13 protein-coding genes and 1 pseudogene are annotated in these 17,465 nt (G+C 72.0%); 8 read left to right on the forward strand and 6 right to left on the reverse strand.

Features of this window, described 5'->3' with window-relative positions; translation table 11 throughout:
• Positions 1–173 precede the first annotated feature (173 nt).
• The 6 genes from C6W10_RS01770 (at position 174) to C6W10_RS01795 (ending at position 8,933) form a co-directional block, all read left to right on the forward strand.
• The gene (locus C6W10_RS01770) at positions 174–3,332 is read left to right on the forward strand and encodes a glycosyl hydrolase 115 family protein (RefSeq protein WP_234361568.1); all 3,159 of its coding nucleotides are present in this window, start codon (positions 174–176) and stop codon (positions 3,330–3,332) included.
• Positions 3,333–3,562: 230 nt separating this feature from the next.
• Positions 3,563–4,777, forward strand: a complete 1,215-nt coding sequence (locus C6W10_RS01775) for an ABC transporter substrate-binding protein (RefSeq protein ID WP_107256047.1) — start codon at positions 3,563–3,565, stop codon at positions 4,775–4,777.
• Positions 4,774–5,952 carry an ABC transporter ATP-binding protein gene (locus C6W10_RS01780; RefSeq protein ID WP_107256048.1) on the forward strand — a complete coding sequence of 393 codons (1,179 nt, stop codon included), beginning with the start codon at positions 4,774–4,776 and terminating at the stop codon, positions 5,950–5,952. The genes C6W10_RS01775 and C6W10_RS01780 overlap by 4 nt, the downstream gene beginning before the upstream one ends.
• Positions 5,949–6,905 (forward strand): ABC transporter permease, encoded by a 957-nt coding sequence (locus C6W10_RS01785; protein ID WP_234359334.1) that lies wholly within the window; start codon positions 5,949–5,951, stop codon positions 6,903–6,905. The genes C6W10_RS01780 and C6W10_RS01785 overlap by 4 nt, the downstream gene beginning before the upstream one ends.
• Positions 6,905–7,765, forward strand: a complete 861-nt coding sequence (locus tag C6W10_RS01790; RefSeq protein WP_107256049.1) for an ABC transporter permease — start codon at positions 6,905–6,907, stop codon at positions 7,763–7,765. The genes C6W10_RS01785 and C6W10_RS01790 overlap by 1 nt, the downstream gene beginning before the upstream one ends.
• 136 nt (positions 7,766–7,901) lie before the next feature.
• Positions 7,902–8,933 (forward strand): DUF4331 family protein, encoded by a 1,032-nt coding sequence (locus tag C6W10_RS01795; RefSeq protein WP_107256050.1) that lies wholly within the window; start codon positions 7,902–7,904, stop codon positions 8,931–8,933.
• Positions 8,934–8,952: 19 nt separating this feature from the next.
• Here C6W10_RS01795 and C6W10_RS01800 read toward each other — a convergent pair whose 3' ends face one another.
• The 5 genes from C6W10_RS01800 to C6W10_RS01820 all read right to left on the reverse strand — a co-directional run bounded on the left by C6W10_RS01800 (position 8,953) and on the right by C6W10_RS01820 (position 15,145).
• Entirely contained in the window at positions 8,953–11,151 is a 2,199-nt protein-coding gene (locus tag C6W10_RS01800) for an AMP-binding protein (RefSeq protein WP_159104417.1), read from the reverse strand.
• Positions 11,073–12,293 carry a beta-ketoacyl synthase N-terminal-like domain-containing protein gene (locus C6W10_RS01805; protein WP_107256052.1) on the reverse strand — a complete coding sequence of 407 codons (1,221 nt, stop codon included), beginning with the start codon at positions 12,291–12,293 and terminating at the stop codon, positions 11,073–11,075. Before C6W10_RS01805 ends, C6W10_RS01800 begins: the two co-directional genes overlap by 79 nt.
• Positions 12,280–13,509 (reverse strand): beta-ketoacyl synthase N-terminal-like domain-containing protein, encoded by a 1,230-nt coding sequence (locus C6W10_RS01810; protein ID WP_107256053.1) that lies wholly within the window; start codon positions 13,507–13,509, stop codon positions 12,280–12,282. Before C6W10_RS01810 ends, C6W10_RS01805 begins: the two co-directional genes overlap by 14 nt.
• Positions 13,499–13,759 carry an acyl carrier protein gene (locus C6W10_RS01815; RefSeq protein ID WP_107256054.1) on the reverse strand — a complete coding sequence of 87 codons (261 nt, stop codon included), beginning with the start codon at positions 13,757–13,759 and terminating at the stop codon, positions 13,499–13,501. The genes C6W10_RS01810 and C6W10_RS01815 overlap by 11 nt, the downstream gene beginning before the upstream one ends.
• A gap of 270 nt (positions 13,760–14,029) precedes the next feature.
• Positions 14,030–15,145 carry an L-dopachrome tautomerase-related protein gene (locus tag C6W10_RS01820; protein WP_107256055.1) on the reverse strand — a complete coding sequence of 372 codons (1,116 nt, stop codon included), beginning with the start codon at positions 15,143–15,145 and terminating at the stop codon, positions 14,030–14,032.
• A gap of 338 nt (positions 15,146–15,483) precedes the next feature.
• Here C6W10_RS01820 and C6W10_RS38310 point away from each other — a divergent pair.
• Together C6W10_RS38310 and C6W10_RS38315 are read left to right on the forward strand one after the other, a co-directional pair.
• A pseudogene (locus C6W10_RS38310) lies at positions 15,484–15,882 on the forward strand (hypothetical protein); the annotation flags it as partial.
• 30 nt (positions 15,883–15,912) lie between these two features.
• On the forward strand, positions 15,913–16,329 hold the full coding sequence (locus C6W10_RS38315; protein WP_234359563.1) for a M23 family metallopeptidase: 417 nt from the start codon (positions 15,913–15,915) through the stop codon (positions 16,327–16,329).
• Between the two features lie 63 nt (positions 16,330–16,392).
• Here C6W10_RS38315 and C6W10_RS01830 read toward each other — a convergent pair whose 3' ends face one another.
• Positions 16,393–17,427: a TRM11 family methyltransferase gene (locus tag C6W10_RS01830; protein ID WP_107256057.1), complete on the reverse strand. Its 1,035-nt coding sequence runs from the start codon at positions 17,425–17,427 to the stop codon at positions 16,393–16,395.
• Positions 17,428–17,465: the final 38 nt, after the last annotated feature.

Genomic DNA, 17,465 nt, shown 5'->3' on the forward strand with positions numbered 1-17,465 from the left:
CAACCCATCGTCTAGCGGCGGCTTCGCTCCGTACCCGAATTCCCCGCCGCACGGATCGCGGGCACTTGACCGTGCATCGATACCTGTTTAGATTGCCTTTCCGGAACTCTTCCGAAAATTTCGCTGCCACACACTCCCGGTCATGCCCACCTCCTTACGCCCCGGAGCGCGGAATGAGCAGGTCCATCCTCGCCGGTCCACCGGCACCCGTCCCCCGCCGATCCGCCGGTCCGAAGGCCTGGCGGATGCTGTTGTCGCTGACCCTCGCCGTCACGGCCACCCCCGCCCTGGTCTCCTCGGCCGCCGCCTCCTCCTCCGGCGGGCGCGGCGTCGACTCCGGACACGATCCCGCCGGTTTCGTCTCCACCCGGTCGAAGCCGAACAGCCTGCCACTGGTCGAACGCGGTCGGGCCGCGACGCTGGTGGTCAGCGCCAGCGACCATCCCGGTGTGGTCCGGGCGGCCGGTGACCTGCGCACCGACGTCGAGCGGGTCACCGGGGTACGCCCGGCGGTCGTCACCGACCAGGTGCCGCGGCAGGGCGAGGTGGTGCTCGTCGGCACCATCGGGAAGAGCCCGCTGATCGACCGGCTGATCGCCGCCGGCAAGCTCGACGTACGCGGCATCGCCGGCCGGTGGGAGACCTCGCTCCAGCAGATCGTCGCCAACCCGCTGCCCGGGGTACGCCGGGCCTTCGTGATCGCCGGCAGTGACCAGCGCGGCACGATCTTCGGGACGTACGAGGTGTCGAAGCAGATCGGCGTCTCCCCCTGGTACTGGTGGGACGACGTGCCGGCCCGGCAGAGCGACGAGCTGCACGTGCTGCCCGGCCGGCACAGCCAGGGCACCCCGGCGGTGAAATACCGGGGCTTCTTCATCAACGACGAGAACCCGGCGCTCGGCACCTGGGCACCGAACTTCTTCGGCCCCGGCCTGGCCCCCGGCTACGAGGGCGGCTTCAACCGGCACTTCTACGCCAAGGTCTTCGAGACGATGCTCCGGCTGAAGGCGAACTACCTCTGGCCGGCGGTCTGGGGCCGCGCCTTCGCCGAGGACGACCCGGCCAACCACGCCACCGCCAAGGAGTACGGCGTGGTGATGGGGACCTCGCACGAGGCGCCGATGATGCGCGGCATCGAGGAGTGGAACCGGCACGCCCGGGGCGGCACCGACCCGTACGGCGGGACCGGCGAGTGGAGCTTCCGGCGCAACTCCGCGGCGCTGAAGGAGTACTGGCGGGACGGCATCGAGCGGATGGAGGAGCAGGACTTCGAGGGCGTGGTCACCCTCGGCATGCGCGGCAACGGCGACGTCAGCCTGCCCGACGGCGACGGCATCGAGCTGATGGAGAGCATCATCGCCGCGCAGCGGCAGATCCTCGCCGAGTCCAGCGACCGCGCGCTGCCCGACATCCCGCAGGTCTTCACGCTCTACAAGGAGGTCCAGCGCTACTGGGACCGGGGCATGCGCCCGCCGGACGACGTCACCGTGGTCTTCTGCGACGACAACTGGGGCAACATGCGGAAGCTGCCGGACCAGAGCCTGCCGGCCCGCCCCGGCGGCTACGGCATGTACTACCACTTCGACTACGTCGGCGGCGGCCGCAACTACAAGTGGGTCGACACGATCAACCTGGCCAGCACCTGGGAGCAGCTCAACCTGACCTACCGCTACGGGGTGGACCGGCTCTGGGTGGTCAACGTCGGCGACATGAAGAACGAGGAGCTGCCGCTGCAACTCTTCCTCGACTACGCCTGGGATCCGGAGAGCATCCCGATCGAGAAGCTCGACGACTGGCAGCGGGAGTACGCGGCGCAGAACTTCCCCGACCGGTACGCCGGGGAGATCGGCGAGATCCTGCACGAGTACGGCCAGCTCCAGGCGCGGCGCAAGCCGGAGCTGCTGAACCGCCGGATCACCGTGGACCCGGCGAAGGATCCGGCCACCGACTCCTCGGCGGTGGTCTACACCGACGACAACCCGTACAGCCTGACCGCCTACCAGGAGATGCGCCGGGTGGTGCGGGAGTGGGCGGAGCTGGCCGAGCGGGCGGAGCGGGTCCGGGAGCGGCTGCCGGACGGCTACGACGACGCCTACTACCAGCTCGTGCACTACCAGGTGGCGGCGACGGCGAACCTCTACGCGCTGCGCGAGGCGCAGTTCACCAACCTGCTCTACGCCGCGCAGGGCCGGGCCGCCACCAACGCGATGGCGGACCTCGCCCAGCGACACTTCGACACCGACCAGGCGATGTCCGACTACTACAACAACACGCTGGCCGGCGGGAAGTGGCGGGGCTTCCAGACCCAACCCAAGATCGGGTACGGCGACGTCGCGCGCTACGGCCCGAACGCGCCCTGGCAGCAGCCGGAACTGAACCACCAGGCGCTGCCGGACGCCTTCTATCCGCACCTGCGCCGGATCGAGCTGCCGGCCACCGCCGAACTGGGTGTCGCGATCGACGGCTCGGAGAAGTACTGGCCGGCCGAGACCGGTCCGGCGGTACTGCCGACGTTCAGCCCGTACCAGAGCCAGCCGGGGCAGTACATCGAGGTCTTCAACCGGGGCTCGGTGCCGTTCGACTACACCGTCCGCGCCGGTGCGCCCTGGCTGAAGCTCAGCCGTACCGGCGGTCGGGTGACCGACCAGGTCCGGGTCGAGGTACGGGTCGACTGGCGGCGGGCGCCGCGCGGCGACACGACGGTGCCGATCACGGTCACCGGCCCGGACGGCGCCAGCGTGCTGGTGCAGGCCAGGGTGGAGAACCCGCAGGGTCTGCGCCCCCGGGGTCACGTCGAGGCGAACGGCTACGTCTCGATCCCGGCCGAACAGCACACCCGGGCGGTCAACACCGGCGGGGTGTACTGGAAGCGGATCCCGGACCTCGGCCGGACCGGTGACGGGCTGACCCCGTTCCCGGTCACCGCCCCGAGCCGGACGCCCGGCGGGAACAGCCCGCGCCTGGAGTACGAGCTGACGCTGACCTCCGCCGGCCCGGTGAAGGTCTCGGCATACCTCTCGCCGCGCAACAACGTGCTGCCGACCGAGGGGCTGCGCTACGCCGTCTCGATCGACGGCGCCGCACCGCAGATCGTCAACGTCACCGCCGCCACCGGGGCGAACGACACCTCGATGAACCGGCAGTGGGAACGGAACACCTCACAGAACGTCAACGTCACGACGACCACGCACACGGTCGACGGGCCGGGCGTACACACCCTGAAGTTCTGGATGGTCGACCCGACCGTGGTGGTGCAGCAGCTCGTGGTGCAGACCGCCGAGCTGCCGTACAGCTATCTCGGTCCGCCGGAGAGCCGGCGGGTCGGCCGCTGAGACCCGCCTGCGTCGCAGCTGCTCCATCGGCGGTCCGCCCCGGCCCGGACGGGTCGGGGCGGACCGCCCACACACATTGAAACTTTTCAAATCAGCCAGCACGACGCACCCACCCCGACCTCCCTCTGCGGCCAAGACGGACCGCAGCGGGAGGTTGAAAAGGTTCATCAGGCAGCACAGACAGCACGCGCGACAACATAGGATCGCCGAACCGAGAGAGAGGAATGCCCATGCGTCGAAGCCAACGCCGGCTGTTCGCCGCCACGGCCCTGACCGCGCTGAGCCTGGTCGCCGCCGGCTGTGGTGCGCCGGAGAGCGCCGCGCCCGGACCGACCGGGGGCGCGGTGCCGGACAAGCCCGGCTCGCCGGTCGTACTGAACATCCTCGACGTCGCCGGCAACCTGCAACTCACCCAGGCGATGATCGACGACTTCGTCGCGAAGAACTCGGACACGGTGTCGAGGGTGACGTACTCGAAGTCGCCCTCGCCGGAGCTGGTCGGCAAGGTCAAGGCCCAGCAGGCGGCGAACCGGGTCGAGATCGACCTGGTGCTGACCGGGGTGGACGGGCTCGCCGCCGGCATCGACCAGGAACTCTGGACCCCGCTGCTGCCGACCCACGCCGACCGGCTGCCGGGGATGGCGAACTACCTGCCGGGCGCGGCCGCGATGCAGGAGCTGGCCGGCAACCACGGGGTGACCGTCACCTACTACCCGTCCGGGCCGCTGATCGAGTACCTGCCGTCGAAGGTGCCGAACCCGCCGACGACGGCGCAGGGGCTGCTCGAGTACGCCAAGGCGAACCCCGGCGCGGTGCAGTACGCCCGCCCGTCCAACTCCGGCCCCGGCCGGACCTTCCTGATGGGCCTGCCGTACCTGCTCGGCGACTCGAACCCGAAGGACCCGGTCAACGGCTGGACGAAGACCTGGGCCTACCTGGCCGAGCTGAACAAGTACGTCCGGCTCTATCCGTCCGGCACCGGCGAGACGATGAAGAACCTGGCCAACGGGTCGGCGAAGATCATCGTTTCGACCACCGGCTGGGACATCAACCCCCGGGTGCTGGGCACCGTGCCCGCGGAGGCGAAGATCGGCACGCTGGAGGGCTTCCACTGGGTCACCGACGCGCACTACGCGGTCGTGCCGAAGGGCGTCTCGACGGACAAGCAGGCCGCGATCCTGGCCCTGCTGAACCACATGCTGACGCCGGAACAGCAGGCGAAGGCGTACGACCAGGGGTACTTCTACCCCGGTCCGGCGATCAAGGACGTGCCGCTGTCGATGGCGCCGCAGGCCAGCCGGGACGCGATCGAGAAGTACGGCCGCCCGGAGTACGAGCAGCTGATCGCGAACAACCCGCTGGAGGTGCCGCTCGACGCCAAGGCGCTGGTCGAGGCGTTCAGCCGGTGGGACCGGGAGATCGGCGGCGCGAAGGTGAGCAAGTGAGTTTTACGGAGTTGCGGTTGGAGGGCGTGAGCCGGAGTTTTGCCGGGCGTGACGCGCTGGCCGACCTGCACCTGACGGTCCGACGGGGCGAGTTCATCGCCCTGCTCGGGCCGTCCGGCTGCGGCAAGTCGACCGCGCTGAACTGCCTCGCCGGCCTGCTCCCGCTGACCCGGGGCAGCATCTGGTCCGACGAGACCCGGCTCGACACGATGCCGGCCGAGAAACGCGGCTTCGGCATGGTCTTCCAGAACTACGCCCTCTTCCCGCACATGTCGGTACGCCGCAACGTCGCCTTCGGCCTCCAGATGCGCCGGCTCCCCCGGGCCGAGATCCGGCGGCGCACCGAGGAGGCGATCCGGCTCGTCCGGCTGGAGGAGCACGCCAACAAGCTGCCCGGGCAGCTCTCCGGCGGCCAGCAGCAGCGGGTCGCCATCGCCCGGGCGGTGGTGCTGGAACCGACCCTGGTGCTGATGGACGAGCCACTGTCCAACCTGGACGCGAAGCTGCGGCTGGAGATGCGTACCGAGATCCGCCGGCTGCACCAGTCGCTCGGGCTCACCACGGTCTACGTCACGCACGACCAGGAGGAGGCGCTCTCCCTGGCCGACCGGCTGGTGGTGCTCCGCGAGGGGCGGGTGCAGCAGATCGGCACCCCGGAGGAGCTGCACACCCGGCCGGCGAACTGGCACGTCGCCGACTTCATGGGCTACCGCAACCTGCTGCGGTTGCGGGTGGAGTCCGGTGGCGGCTCCGAGGTGGTGGTGACCGGTCAGGGCATCCGGCTGGTCGGCACCGCCGTCGGGCCGGTCACCGCCGGAGCCGAGGTGATCGCCGGGGTCCGCCCCGAGGACCTGCGGATCACCGGGCCGGAGTCGGGCGTGCCGGCCACCGTGGAGGTGGTCGAGTACCAGGGCCGGGAGGTGGCGGTCGAGGCGCGTACCGCCGAGGGGGTGCAGTTCAACCTGCGTACCGACCAGCGTCCGGCGCTCGGCGACCGGATCGGGATCGCGGTGGATCCCGGGCGACTGCTGGTCTTCCCGCTGGCCGAGCCGTCCGGACGGTCCGACGGGGAGCCGGGACCGGCCGGGGCGGCGCCGGACGAGCCCGCCGGCACGCCGGTGGACGACTCCGCCGACGCGCCGGTGGACGAACCGGCCACCGGAGGCTCCCGGTGAGCGCCACCGCCACCCCACCCCGGACCGGCGGGCCGGCCGACGAGCGCCCGACCGAGCCGCGCGCCCCGGCCGGGACCCGGGTGGCGTTGCGGCACCGGCTGGCCGAACGCGGCATCGACCGGCAACTCCTGCTGCTCGCCCCGGCCGCGCTCTTCGTCCTGGTGCTCTTCATCTATCCGTTCGCCTACGGCGTCGGGCTGTCGTTCCAGCCGACCGAGGGCGGGCCGTTCGCCGCGTACCAGGAGTTCTTCTCCGACCCGTACCAGCGGGACACCATCTGGACGACGCTGAAGCTGTCGCTGCCGGCGGCACTGCTCAACGTCGCCGCCTCGGTGCCGATCGCCTACCGGATGCGGGGGCGGTTCCGGGGGAAGCGGCTGCTCACCACCGTACTGGTGGTGCCGATCACCCTCGGCACGGTGCTCACCGCGCAGGGGCTGCTCAACTTCCTCGGCCCCGCCGGCTGGTTCAACCGGATCCTGCTGAACGTCGGGCTGGCCGACGAACCGGTCCGGCTGACCAACAACTACTGGGGGGTGTTCTTCTCGATCGTCATCACCGGCTTCCCGTTCGCCTTCCTGCTGGTGCTGTCGTACCTGTCGGGCATCGACCCGACGCTGGAGCGGGCCGCCGCGACCCTCGGCGCCGGCTGGTGGCAGCGGTTCCGCCGGATCACCCTGCCGCTGCTGGCGCCCGGCCTGGCCACCACGTTCTGCCTCACCTTCGTACTGGCGTTCAGCGTCTTCCCGTCGGCGATCCTGGTCGGTGACCCGGCCGGTACCACGAGGGTGATCTCGATCGCCGCGTACGAGGCGGCGTACGTCCAGTACGACTATCCGCTGGCGGCCACCATCGCGGTGCTGATGGGGCTGGTCGAACTGCTGGTGATCGCCGCCGTGCTCGGCTGGCGGGCCCTGCTCTACACCGGATCGACGGCGGGAGGGAAGGGCTGATGAGTTCCGTGACGGCCCCGGCGCCCCGCCGCCGTCGCCTGGTCGCCCGGCCGGCGGCCTGGCTGATCTGGGGCGTGGTGGCGTTCTTCTTCGTCAACCTGGCCGGTGTGATCGGCTCGGTGCTGGTCAGCTCCTTCGGCGACCGCTGGTACGACACCTGGCTGCCGCAGGGCTACACCGGCCGGTGGTACGGGCAGGCGTGGCAGGAGTTCGGCCTCTTCCAGGTGCTGCTGGTGACCCTGGAGGTGTCGCTGCTGGTGGTCGGCATCTCGGTGCTGATCGGGGTGCCCGCCGCGTACGTGCTGGCCCGCCGTTCCTTCCCGGGCCGGCGGCTGCTCTACCTGCTCTTCCTGCTGCCGATCCTGATGCCGCCGATCACCTACGGCATCCCGCTGGCCACGGTGCTCTACAAGTACGGCTTCGCCGGGCATCTCTCCGGGGTGGTACTGGCGAACCTGGTGCCGTCGGTGCCGTTCGTCATCCTCACCATGACGCCGTTCATCGAGCAGATCGATCCGGCGGTGGAGCGGGCGGCCCGGATGTGCGGGGCCGGTACCCGGCAGATCTTCGTGCGGATCCTCGCCCCGCTGCTCACCCCGGGCATCCTGGCCGCCTCGATCCTGGTACTGGTGCGGACGGTCGGGATGTTCGAGTTGACCTTCCTCACCGCCGGGCCGGACTCGCAGACCCTGGTGGTGGCGCTGTACTACTCCATGTCGGCGGCGGGCATCCGGGCCCAGCAGTCCATCGACGCGATGGCGGTCATGTACACCACGATGATGCTGGTGCTGTTGGTGATCGCACTGCGGTACGTCAATCCGACCCAACTGGTCGCCCGGGTCCGGGAGGACATCGACTGAGGTCGGGTCGCGGCCCGGGTTCGGCAGCTCCGATCCCGGGCCGCGGCACCGCCGGCCATTTTCGCGATAACCCTGAAAGCGGGGCGAATCACCTAGTAGACAGGAGTCCTAGCTGCCTCGCCCGCCAGGAGTATCCGTGTCGCATCATCTCGACTCCCCGCTCGCCCTCCAGGACACCCGGCTCGACCTGACCGACCAGTTCGTCTTTCCGGGCGAGAACGGCACGGTCCTGGTCATGAACATGAACAGTTCGGCGGCCGGCAAGGACGCCAAGCAGGGCTTCCACCCCGAGGCCCGGTACGAGTTCAAGGTCCACCTCGACGGCGCGCCGGTGGAGAACCTCACCTACCGGATCAGTTTCGACGAGGCCGACCAGAGCGGCGATCAGGCGGTCCGGCTGCACATCCTCACCGGTGCGGAGGCGCCGGACGACTCGGCGACCGGCGAGTTGGTGGCGCAGGGGCGTACCCACACCATGATCTCCGGCCCGGACGGGCTGCGGCTCTGGGCGGGCCGGGCGATGGACCCGTTCTACATCGACCTGACGCTGCTCGCCGCGATCGACTCGGCGGTGAAGGACGGCGCCCGGCTGGACCTGACGGGCTGGCGCTCGGACGCCGCCAAGAACAGCTTCGCCGACGCCACCATCCAGTCGATCGTGCTGGAGATCCCCGACGACGATCCGCGGCTCGGCACCGGCCGCGACATCTGCACCTGGATCACCAGCAAGCTCGCCACCGACGCGGGCGGCTGGCGCCAGGTGAACCGCTTCGGCCACCCGATGGTCTGGCCGATCCTGCGCCAACCGGTCGACACCGAGTGGGCCAGCAGCGCCAACCTGGGCCACCCGGAGACCGACGCCAGCGCCGACGGAGACCGGATCGCCCAACTGATCGCCGGGGTGGTGGCCGCCAACGGCACCTCGCTCGACCCGTCCGGGTACGGCGAGCAGGTGGCCCGGCGGCTGCTGCCGGACCTGCTGCCGTACCGGACCGGTACTCCGGCGAACTACGGCTTCAACGGCTTCAACGGCCGTACCCTGGCCTGCAACGCGCCGGAGACGATGTTCTCGCTGATCCTGAACCGGGCGACCACCGCCGGACTGACCGCGCAGCAGAACGCGGGCGCCCGCAGCGACCAGTTCCCGTACGTGGTCGCGGCACGCTGACCGCGGCCCCGGGTCGCCGTCAGTCCCGGAACATCCCGGCGAGCACCTCGGCGGTCCGGGCCGGGTTGGTGGCGACGAAGTAGTGGTCCCCGGGCACCATGTGCAGGCTGGCGATCCGGTCGACGGAGATCCGGGCGGTGACCGCGTCCCGGGTGCAGAGCCCGTCGTCGGTGCCGAGCAGCACGTGCACCGACCGGGATCCCACCCCCTGGAAGCCCTCCGGGGCCAGCGCGATGTCCCGGCGGAACCGGGGCAGCAGCAGTCGGGTCACCTCCTCCGGGGTGAGTCCGCTGGTCGGCAGCAGACCGGTGTCGCGCAGCCCGGCGAGCAGGGTCTCGTCGTCGTCGGAGACCAGCGCCGGTCGCTGCGTGCCGGGCAGGACCGGCGGGGCGGAGAGGACCACCGGGGTCGCGCCCAACCCGTCCCCGGCGGCCTCGGCCACCGCGGCGGCCAGCACCGCGCCGAGGCTGTGCCCGAACAGCACCGCCTGGTCCGACAGGTACGGCGTACTCGCCCGCCACCAGGCGCGGGCGGCGTCGGCGATGGTGGCACCGTCGGAGTAGGTCGCCTCGCCGGCCACCACCCGCCAGGAGCCGGGCAGGTGCCGGGCCAGCCGGGTGAACGCCCCGGAGGAGCCACCCGCGTACGGGATGCAGACCAGGGTCCGGCCGGGCCCGTCCCGCAGTACCCGCATCCGGACCGTCACCGGCTCGCCGGCCCGGGCGCGCAACTGGAACCGGGCGAGCTTGCCGGTCGAGGTGGTCGGCAGCGCCTCGACCACCTCGACGACGGCGGGTCGCTTGTGCGGCGGCAGCCCGGCCCGGAACGCGGCCCGGGCCGCCCGGCGCAGCGCGCCCGGGTCGACGCCGGGAGCCGGCACCAGATAGGCGACCGCCTGCTCCAGCCCGGACCCGTCCCGGGCGCCGACCACCGCGCACTGGGCCAGCCCGTCGAGGTCCCGGACCGCCGCCTCGACGTCGAGCGGCGAGACCTTGTAACCGCCGATGTTGATCAGGTCGTCGTGCCGGCAGAGGTATCGCAGCTCCCCGTCCGGGTCCTGCCGGACGATGTCCCCGGTGTAGGCGCCGCCGTCGGCGAAGGTCCGCGCCGCCGACTCGGGCCGGTCCAGGTAGCCGGCGGCCACCGACGGACCGGCCACGTGCAGCCGGCCCTCCGTCCCGTCCGGCACGACCCGGCCGGCGTCGTCCCGGACGGTCACCGTGGTGCCCGGTACCGGCCGGCCGGTCGAGCCGGGCTGGCTGCCCCGGGTCGCCAGCACGATGTGCAGCACCTCGGTCGCGCCCAGCCCGTTGACCAGCGGCACGCCGAAGGTGCCGGTGAAGTCGGCGCAGAGCGACGCCGGCAGGTGCTCCCCGGCCGAGACGGCCAGCCGCAGCGAACCGAGGTCGGGGATGCCGGTCGGGTCCGTCGGGTCGCCCTGGCCGGCCCGGTCGAGCAGCGCGGCGTAGATCCGGGGTACCGCACAGAGCACGGTCGGGCGGTGCCGGGCGATCGTCGCGGCCAGCCGGTAGACGTCGGGTGGCCCCTGGTTGAGCAGTACCCCGGCACCGGCGGCGAGCGGGAAGAGCAGCGAGTTGCCGAAGCCGTACCCGAAGGAGAGCTTGGCGGTGGAGAGCACCAGGTCGTCGGGGTGCAGGTCGAGGATCCGGCCGAAGCCGTCCAGCACCCCGGCCACGCCGGCCCCGGTGTGCAGTACCCCCTTCGGCTTGCCGGTGCTGCCCGAGGTGTACTGGATCAGCAGCACCTCGGCGGGCGGATGGCTGACCGGCGGCGGTGAGGGCGGCCCGCCGGGCGCCAGCCAGTGTGCACCTCCCTGGGGCAGTCCGGTCAGGCCGGCCTGGTCGGCCCGGGCGGCGCCCGCCTCGTCGGCGTGCAGGAAGCCGGCCCGGCAGTCCCCGGCGATGAAGCCGAGTTCCGCCCCGGTCAGCATCGGGCTCACCGGCACCGCCACGGCGCCCCGCCACCACAGTGCCAGGATCGCCACCGCGGTCGGCAGGTCGTCGTCGGCCACCACCAGGCCCCGGGTGCCGGGGCCGACGCCGGCCTCGGCCAGCCGTGCCGCGTAGCACCGCACCGCGCGGTACAGCTCCGCGTAGCCGAGCCGCTCGCCGGCACCGGTCAGGTAGGCGGGCCGCTCGCCCCGACCGGACGCGAGCGCTCGCCCCACCAGCCGCTCGACGAGGTTGGCGCTCCCCATGATGAGACCTCCAGGATGGCTGCGTTGCCGGACGGTTCGATCGCCACCGCGAGCAGGCTCGTCGGTGCCGGTGCACTGGCGCAGTACGCGACGGCGCAGGCCGCCGCCAGCAGGCCGCCGGCCGCCCCGAAGTCGCCGAGTGCCCGTTCCAGGTGCCAGACCGGGCGGTGCGCCCCCTGCCCGAGCGCCTCGACCAGCTCGGTGTCGACGGTGGAGACGATGGTGCCGACCGGCCCGGCCGGTGCACCGCCGACCGGCGCGTCGTGCTCGGACGCGCGGCGGGTCGGCGGTGCACCGGCGGGCGGTCCGGCCGCCCTGCCCGATCCCGCGGGGCGGGCGGCGCGGACCAGGGCGCGGCATCCTGCCGCCAGGTCGCTGCGGTCGAGGGTGGTCCGGCGGAACCGTCCCAGCCGGATGCCCGGCTCGTCGTCCGGGCACGGCGACACGGCCAGGCAGGCGGCGCCCTCCCCCGCGACGAAACCGTCGGCGAGGCCGGCGAGGCTCCACCGGCTCACCGTCGCCGAGCCGCCGACCAGGGCCCGGGCCGCCTCGCCGTCGGCGAGCAGCCGGGCCGCCTCGACCAGTGCGGTGAGCCCGGCCGTGCTGCCGCCGGTGGTCGTCTCGTTCGGGCCGTCGAGGCCGAGTCGGATGGAGACGGTCGCGGCCGGTCCGTTGAAGGCCGAGGCGGGACCGAGGATCGGGCTGGTCAGCCCCGGATCCAGGGTGGCGGCCTCGACGCAGACCCGGGCGTACTCGGCCAGCCCGGCGGTCGAGCTGGCCCAGAGTACGGCGGCCGGGCCGGCCTCGACGGGGTCGACCAGCGAGGTGACCTGCCACGGGTCGGGTGGATCGTCGGACGCGGCGGTACCGGCCTCGGCGGCCACGGCGAGCGCGAGCAGGGACTCGGGCGGTACGGCCCGCAGTCCCCGCCCGGCGACGGCGGCCGGGAGTCGGGGCGGGACCGGGGCGTGGGTGCGCCAATCGAGCGGGGCGAGGTCGGTCTCCGGGGCGGTGAAGCGGCGTACCGGTGCCGGCGCTACGGCTGCCCCGTCGACCAGTCGGGCCAGTTGCGCCGCGTCGGCCACGCCGGGCAGCCGCAGCCCCAGGCCGCGTACGGCCAGACAGTCGTCAACCGGCGGCACGGTCGTCCTTTCCGAGCAGTACCGTCGAGACGCCGCCGCCGAAGCCGAACGCCTGGCTCAGCACGACCCCGACCGGGGCCCGCCGGCCGGCCGGCTCGACCAGGTCGATGCCGCCACAGGCCGGGTCGGGTTCGATCAGCGTGACGTTGCCCGGCACCAGGTCGGCGGCGAGCGCCTGCACCGCGACGATCGCCTCCAGCGCGGCGGCGGCTCCCTCGGCGTGCCCGAACTGTCCCTTGATCGAGGAGACCACCGGGCGGCGCCGGCCGGCGAGCGCCTTGGCGACCGCCCGGGCCTCGATGCCGTCACTGGCCTGGGTGCCGGTGCCGTGCGCGCAGACCCAGTCCACGTCGTCGCTGGTCAGCCGGGCCCGGTCGAGGCAGCCGTGGATGGTCGAGACCAGGCCGTTGCCGTCCGGGTGCGGCTGGGTGGGGTTGTGCGCGTCGGCCGCGGTGGCGCAGGCGAGCAGCCGGGCCAGCGGGCGCCCGCCCCGGGCCGCGACCCGGTGGGCCCGTTCCAGGACCAGGACTCCGGCGCCCTCGCCCGGGATGGTGCCGCGCCGGTTGACGTCGAACGGCCGCACGGTGTCGACGGCGAGGGCGCGCAGCGAGGTGAACATGGCGAGGATCTCCAGGGAGAGTTCGGAGACGCCGCCGCAGACCGCGACGTCGACCTCGCCGGCCGCGACCGCCCGGGCGCCGGCCGCGATGGCGCTGTTCCCGGCCGCGCAGCCGGGCGCGAAGAGCACCGTCGGGCCGCTGACCGCGACCGTCTCGCGGAGGGTGTCCAGCAGGGTGTCCGGCCGGGCCCAGGTCCGGCCGGACACGTCGAGCCGGCCGGTCCCGATCCCCCGGTCCAGGATGGGCCGGGTGGCCATCACGGTGCCGGCGAAGACGCCGAGCCGGTGCGTCCGGTCCCGTTCCGGAACTCCGGCGTGCCGGAGCGCCTCCAGCGCGGCCAGCGCGAGGAACCGGGCGGCCAGGGAGTCGTGGCCGGGCACCATCGCGTCGAGGTCGGCGACCGCGCCGGGCGGCACCTCGGCGGCGCACCGGGCCGGGTAGCGGGACATGTCGAACCTGCTCACCGGGCCGGTCAGCACCCGGCGCCCGGTCACCGCCGTCCAGAGCGCGTCGGCGCCGAGGCCGGCGGCGGAGACCGCGCCGACTCCGGAGATCACCACCGCCGGGCGGCCGGCCCGGCTCCGGTCACGGTCCAACGGAGATGCCCCGATCCCGGAGTACGGCGAGGGTGTCGCCGAAGTCCTGGAGTCCGGCCGCCTCCTCGTCGGTCAGCCGTACCCCGAGCTGCCGTTCGATCCGGACGACGAATTCGACCTTCTGCACCGAGTCGATCCCGAGGTCCTCGTAGAAGGCCGCCCCCTCGGTGATCTCGTCCGGGTTGACCTCGAAGATCTCCGCCGCCAGGTCCCGGAGGACGGCGGCCGACACCCTGTCTCGCTCTGCCAAGTCCGGCTCCCTTCCCGATCACCGCTGGCCACGTTTCGTGGAACTTGCGGGTGGGCTCACAGTGAAGTTTTCCAGGAAGGAAACGACGCGGGAATCGCTGGAGATGCGACCAAAGAGTTTGTTCGCGCCGACCGAACAGCTCGTTACCGCAACCCGATCAGGTCGGTCCGGAACGGAAAACTCCGTATCGGCACCGGACGATCTTTCACTGTCGGATGATGGTCGGTTCTGCCACAGACATTGTCGTTGATCACTCGTCGATGATCGGGTTCACACCGGAGTGGGCAGCAGCGCCACCGGGCCGGCGTCGATATTGATCCGGAACAGCACGTACGGGCGGCGTCGACGGTCCACCCCGCCGGTGTAGTCGGGCTGTCGGTGCAGCTGGTTGGCGGTGACGTAGAGGTGGCCGTCGACGGCGACGGACATGGTGTCCGGCCAGAGCAGGCGCGGGTCGCGTACCAGCGTCTCGTACCGGCCGTCCGGGTGCCGGCGCAGTACGGCGTTCTGCTCGTACGCGGTGAGGTAGATCCGGCCGGCGTCGTCGCTCTCCAGTCCGTCGGAGCCGGAGCCCTTGTCGCCCTCGTCGCGGACCGTCGCCGCCACCTCGGCCTCGTCCAGCGACCGGTCGACCAGCGCGTCCACCGAGACGCTGTAGAGCCGGCGGGAGGCGAGCGGGCAGTAGTAGAGGCGGCTGCCGTCGGCCGAGATCGCGATCCCGTCGGCGCCCATCGAGACCGGGCTCGGCGGCCCGTCGGGCGGGCACATCAGGAAGGGACGTCCCTCGACCAGCGGCCGGAACGTCGCCAGCGGTTCGGCCTTGGTGGAGGGGTGGTCGTGCAGCCGTCGCCAGGCCGTACCGCTGGCCAGGTCCACCACGACGATGCCGTTCGGTCCGGAGTTGGACGAGTCGGTGATGAACGCGACCCCGGCCGAGCGGCGGCGCAGGTCGAACCGGACGTCGTTCAGATAGGAGGTGGGCAGCGCGACGTCGGCGGGGAAGACGATGGTCTGGGTGACCAGGTTGGTGTCGAGGTCGACGCAGACCAGTTTCGGGCCGCCGGGGCGGGTCGGCCGGAACTTCGGGCTGCCGGTGTCGAGCACCCAGAGCCGGTCGGTCGGGTCGACGACGACGCTCTGCACCGAGACGAAGGAGCCGGCGTCGTCGTCGCCGGACGGCTGGTTCCAGTCCCGGTCCGGGTAGGGCACGCAGGTCCCGTCGCGCAGCTCGGCGACGGTGGCGTCGACCTGGTCTCCCCAGAGTGGGAAGTTGACGAAGATCCGCCCCTGCCGGGAGACGGTCACCCCGGTCGGCATGGCGCCGGGGAAGGTGTGCACGGTCTCCAGCCGGCCGAACGGCTCGTCGCTGGTCAGTTCGTCGCTCATCCGGCCCCCCGTGGCCCGTCCGCACACCGACCGGTCGAGCCGGCGACCGGCTCGACCACCACGCCACTGTAAGCCGCACACCGCCGCGCAATACCCCAATAGCCGAATTTACCGCAATATCCCGCCGCCGCGCCCGCCGGCATCCGGAGGCACAGTCGGACGTCTATGTAGAAGTCTTTCCAAGAGCGCCTTCGATTGGTTAAATACCTTCAACTTCTCGCCCCGCCTGCGCCGAAGGGCTCCAGATGAAGACCGGATACGCACGTAGCCTGGCCATCCTCGCCGCGGCCGCAATCGCCGCCCCGATCCTGCTCACGGCCACCCCGGCCAGCGCCGCGACGGTGACCGTCGACAACGCCACCGCCGGCCGCTTCACCGCCAGCGCCAACTGGGGTACGTCCACCTGGTCCGCCGACCGGCAGGGCCCCGACTACCGGTACGCCACCCCCGACACCACCGCCAGCGACGTGGCCTGGTTCAAGGTCAACGTCCCCGCCGCCGGCAGCTACCTGGTGGAGGTCTTCTACCCGGCCGACTCCGGCTACAACAGCGCCACCCCGTTCATCGTCGCCACCACCAGCGGCAACCAGAGTGTCCCGGTCGACCAGCGGGCCAACGGTGGCCGGTGGGTCAGCCTCGGCACCTTCCCGCTCGCCGCCGGCGACTACAACGCGGTCGGGGTCAGCCGGTGGACCAGCGGCACCGGTTACGTCGTCGCCGACGCCGTCCGGATCACCACCGCCACCGGTGGCGGCACCACCTTCTCGATGCCGCTGCCCCGCACCGCACTGCCGCGCAGCGAGTACGACGACCCGCACCACGACTATCCGGCGATCGACCTGCCGGTGCCGACCGGCACCGCCGCGTACGCCGTCCGGGCCGGCACCGTGGTCCGGATCAACGACACCAGTTGCGGCCAGGGCATCAACCTGACCGGCACCGACGGGGCGATCTACACGTACTGCCACTTCTCCGCCTGGTCGGTGGCCTCCGGTGCCACCGTCACGGCCGGGCAGCGGATCGGCTCGACCGGCAACACCGGCAACTCGACCGGCCCGCACCTGCACTTCGGGATCCGCACCGGCAGCACCCGCCGCTGCCCGCAGAACTTCCTGCTCGCCCTCTACGACGGCGTCACCCCGCCCGCCGCCAGCAGCCTGCCCACCAGCGGTTGCAGCTACTGAGCCGTGCGGAGGGGCCCCTGCTCATCGTCTCCGGTGTGGCAGGGGCCCTCCCCCACACGTTCCTCAGGGCTTTCGGGCGACCAGGATGTCCCGGACGATCGCCTGGTCGACCCGGTGCGCGAACTCCAGGTACGGGCCGTCGGCCAGCACCTCCAGGCCCGCGTCGGCGAGCACCCCGGCCGCCTCGTCCCGGCGGGCCACCTGGGTGTTCCAGGCGACGCCGAGCGCCCCACCGGACCGGAGCAGACCGGCCCAGACCGGCACCGCCTCGGCGAGCAGGGCCAGCGGGCTGCGGGCCAGCCGCTGCCCGGTGCTGCGGCTGCCGTGCTGCACGCCGTACGGGGCGTCCGCCACCAGCAGGTCCTGGGTGCCGGGCCGGAAGAACTCGGCACTGCGGAGCGTGTCCACCTGCACCACGTCCAGCCGCTGGGTCCGGCCCGCCCGGTAGGACTCCTTGTCGGCGGCGAGGTCGACCTGCAACCGTCGGGCCACCACCTGCCGGTTGCGGCGTACCGGCCCCGACTCGGCCCGGTGCTTCAACCGCTTGCGTTTCAACCACGTCTGGATGTACGTCGCGTACGCGTCGAAGTCCGCCCGGTCGTGGTCCACCCCGGCGGCGTCGTACCCGTACATCAGCGCCTGGTTGAGCGTGGTGCCCCGGCCGCAGAGCGGGTCGAGCACCCGGAACGTCCGGTCCAGCATCTCCGGGGCGAACGCCGAGGAGAGCAGGGTCACGTTGAGCAGCAGCTTGGTGAACTGCTCGTTGGTCTTGCCGGGATATTTCGGGATCGTCAGCAGGTCGTCGTCGAACCGGTCCAGCGGGCGCAGCTCGACCGGCTTGAGCAGCCCGCCGGTGACCTCGAAGAGCACGTAGATCGACGACAGGTTGGCCAGGTAGCCGACGTCGCGTTCGTCGAGCCGGTCCGCGGTGAAGGTGACGTAGCGGGCGCCCCCGAGCACGGTCTCGGTGATGTCGCCGAGCCGGCCGCCGAGCACCGCCCGGTCGAAGACGGCCAACTCGGCCCGGGTGAGCGCCACCGACGCGTCCGCGTAGACACGGTTCGCCGACGGGGAAATCAACAACGCGTACTGGGTCATCTGCCCTTCCGGCACCTCGCTCGACTGCGACCGGTCGA

Source organism: Plantactinospora sp. BB1 (assembly GCF_003030385.1).
Lineage (GTDB): Bacteria > Actinomycetota > Actinomycetes > Mycobacteriales > Micromonosporaceae > Plantactinospora.

Bases quoted from the DNA above. Each gene is read 5' to 3' on its own strand.
- C6W10_RS38315 (WP_234359563.1), top strand. From the start codon at position 15,913: ATGCCGCTGCCCCGCACCGCACTGCCGCGCAGCGAGTACGACGACCCG.
- C6W10_RS01790 (WP_107256049.1), top strand. From the start codon at position 6,905: ATGAGTTCCGTGACGGCCCCGGCGCCCCGCCGCCGTCGCCTGGTCGCC.
- C6W10_RS01800 (WP_159104417.1), bottom strand. From the start codon at position 11,151: ATGGGGAGCGCCAACCTCGTCGAGCGGCTGGTGGGGCGAGCGCTCGCG.
- C6W10_RS01830 (WP_107256057.1), bottom strand. From the start codon at position 17,427: ATGACCCAGTACGCGTTGTTGATTTCCCCGTCGGCGAACCGTGTCTAC.
- C6W10_RS01820 (WP_107256055.1), bottom strand. From the start codon at position 15,145: ATGAGCGACGAACTGACCAGCGACGAGCCGTTCGGCCGGCTGGAGACC.
- C6W10_RS01775 (WP_107256047.1), top strand. From the start codon at position 3,563: ATGCGTCGAAGCCAACGCCGGCTGTTCGCCGCCACGGCCCTGACCGCG.
- C6W10_RS01770 (WP_234361568.1), top strand. From the start codon at position 174: ATGAGCAGGTCCATCCTCGCCGGTCCACCGGCACCCGTCCCCCGCCGA.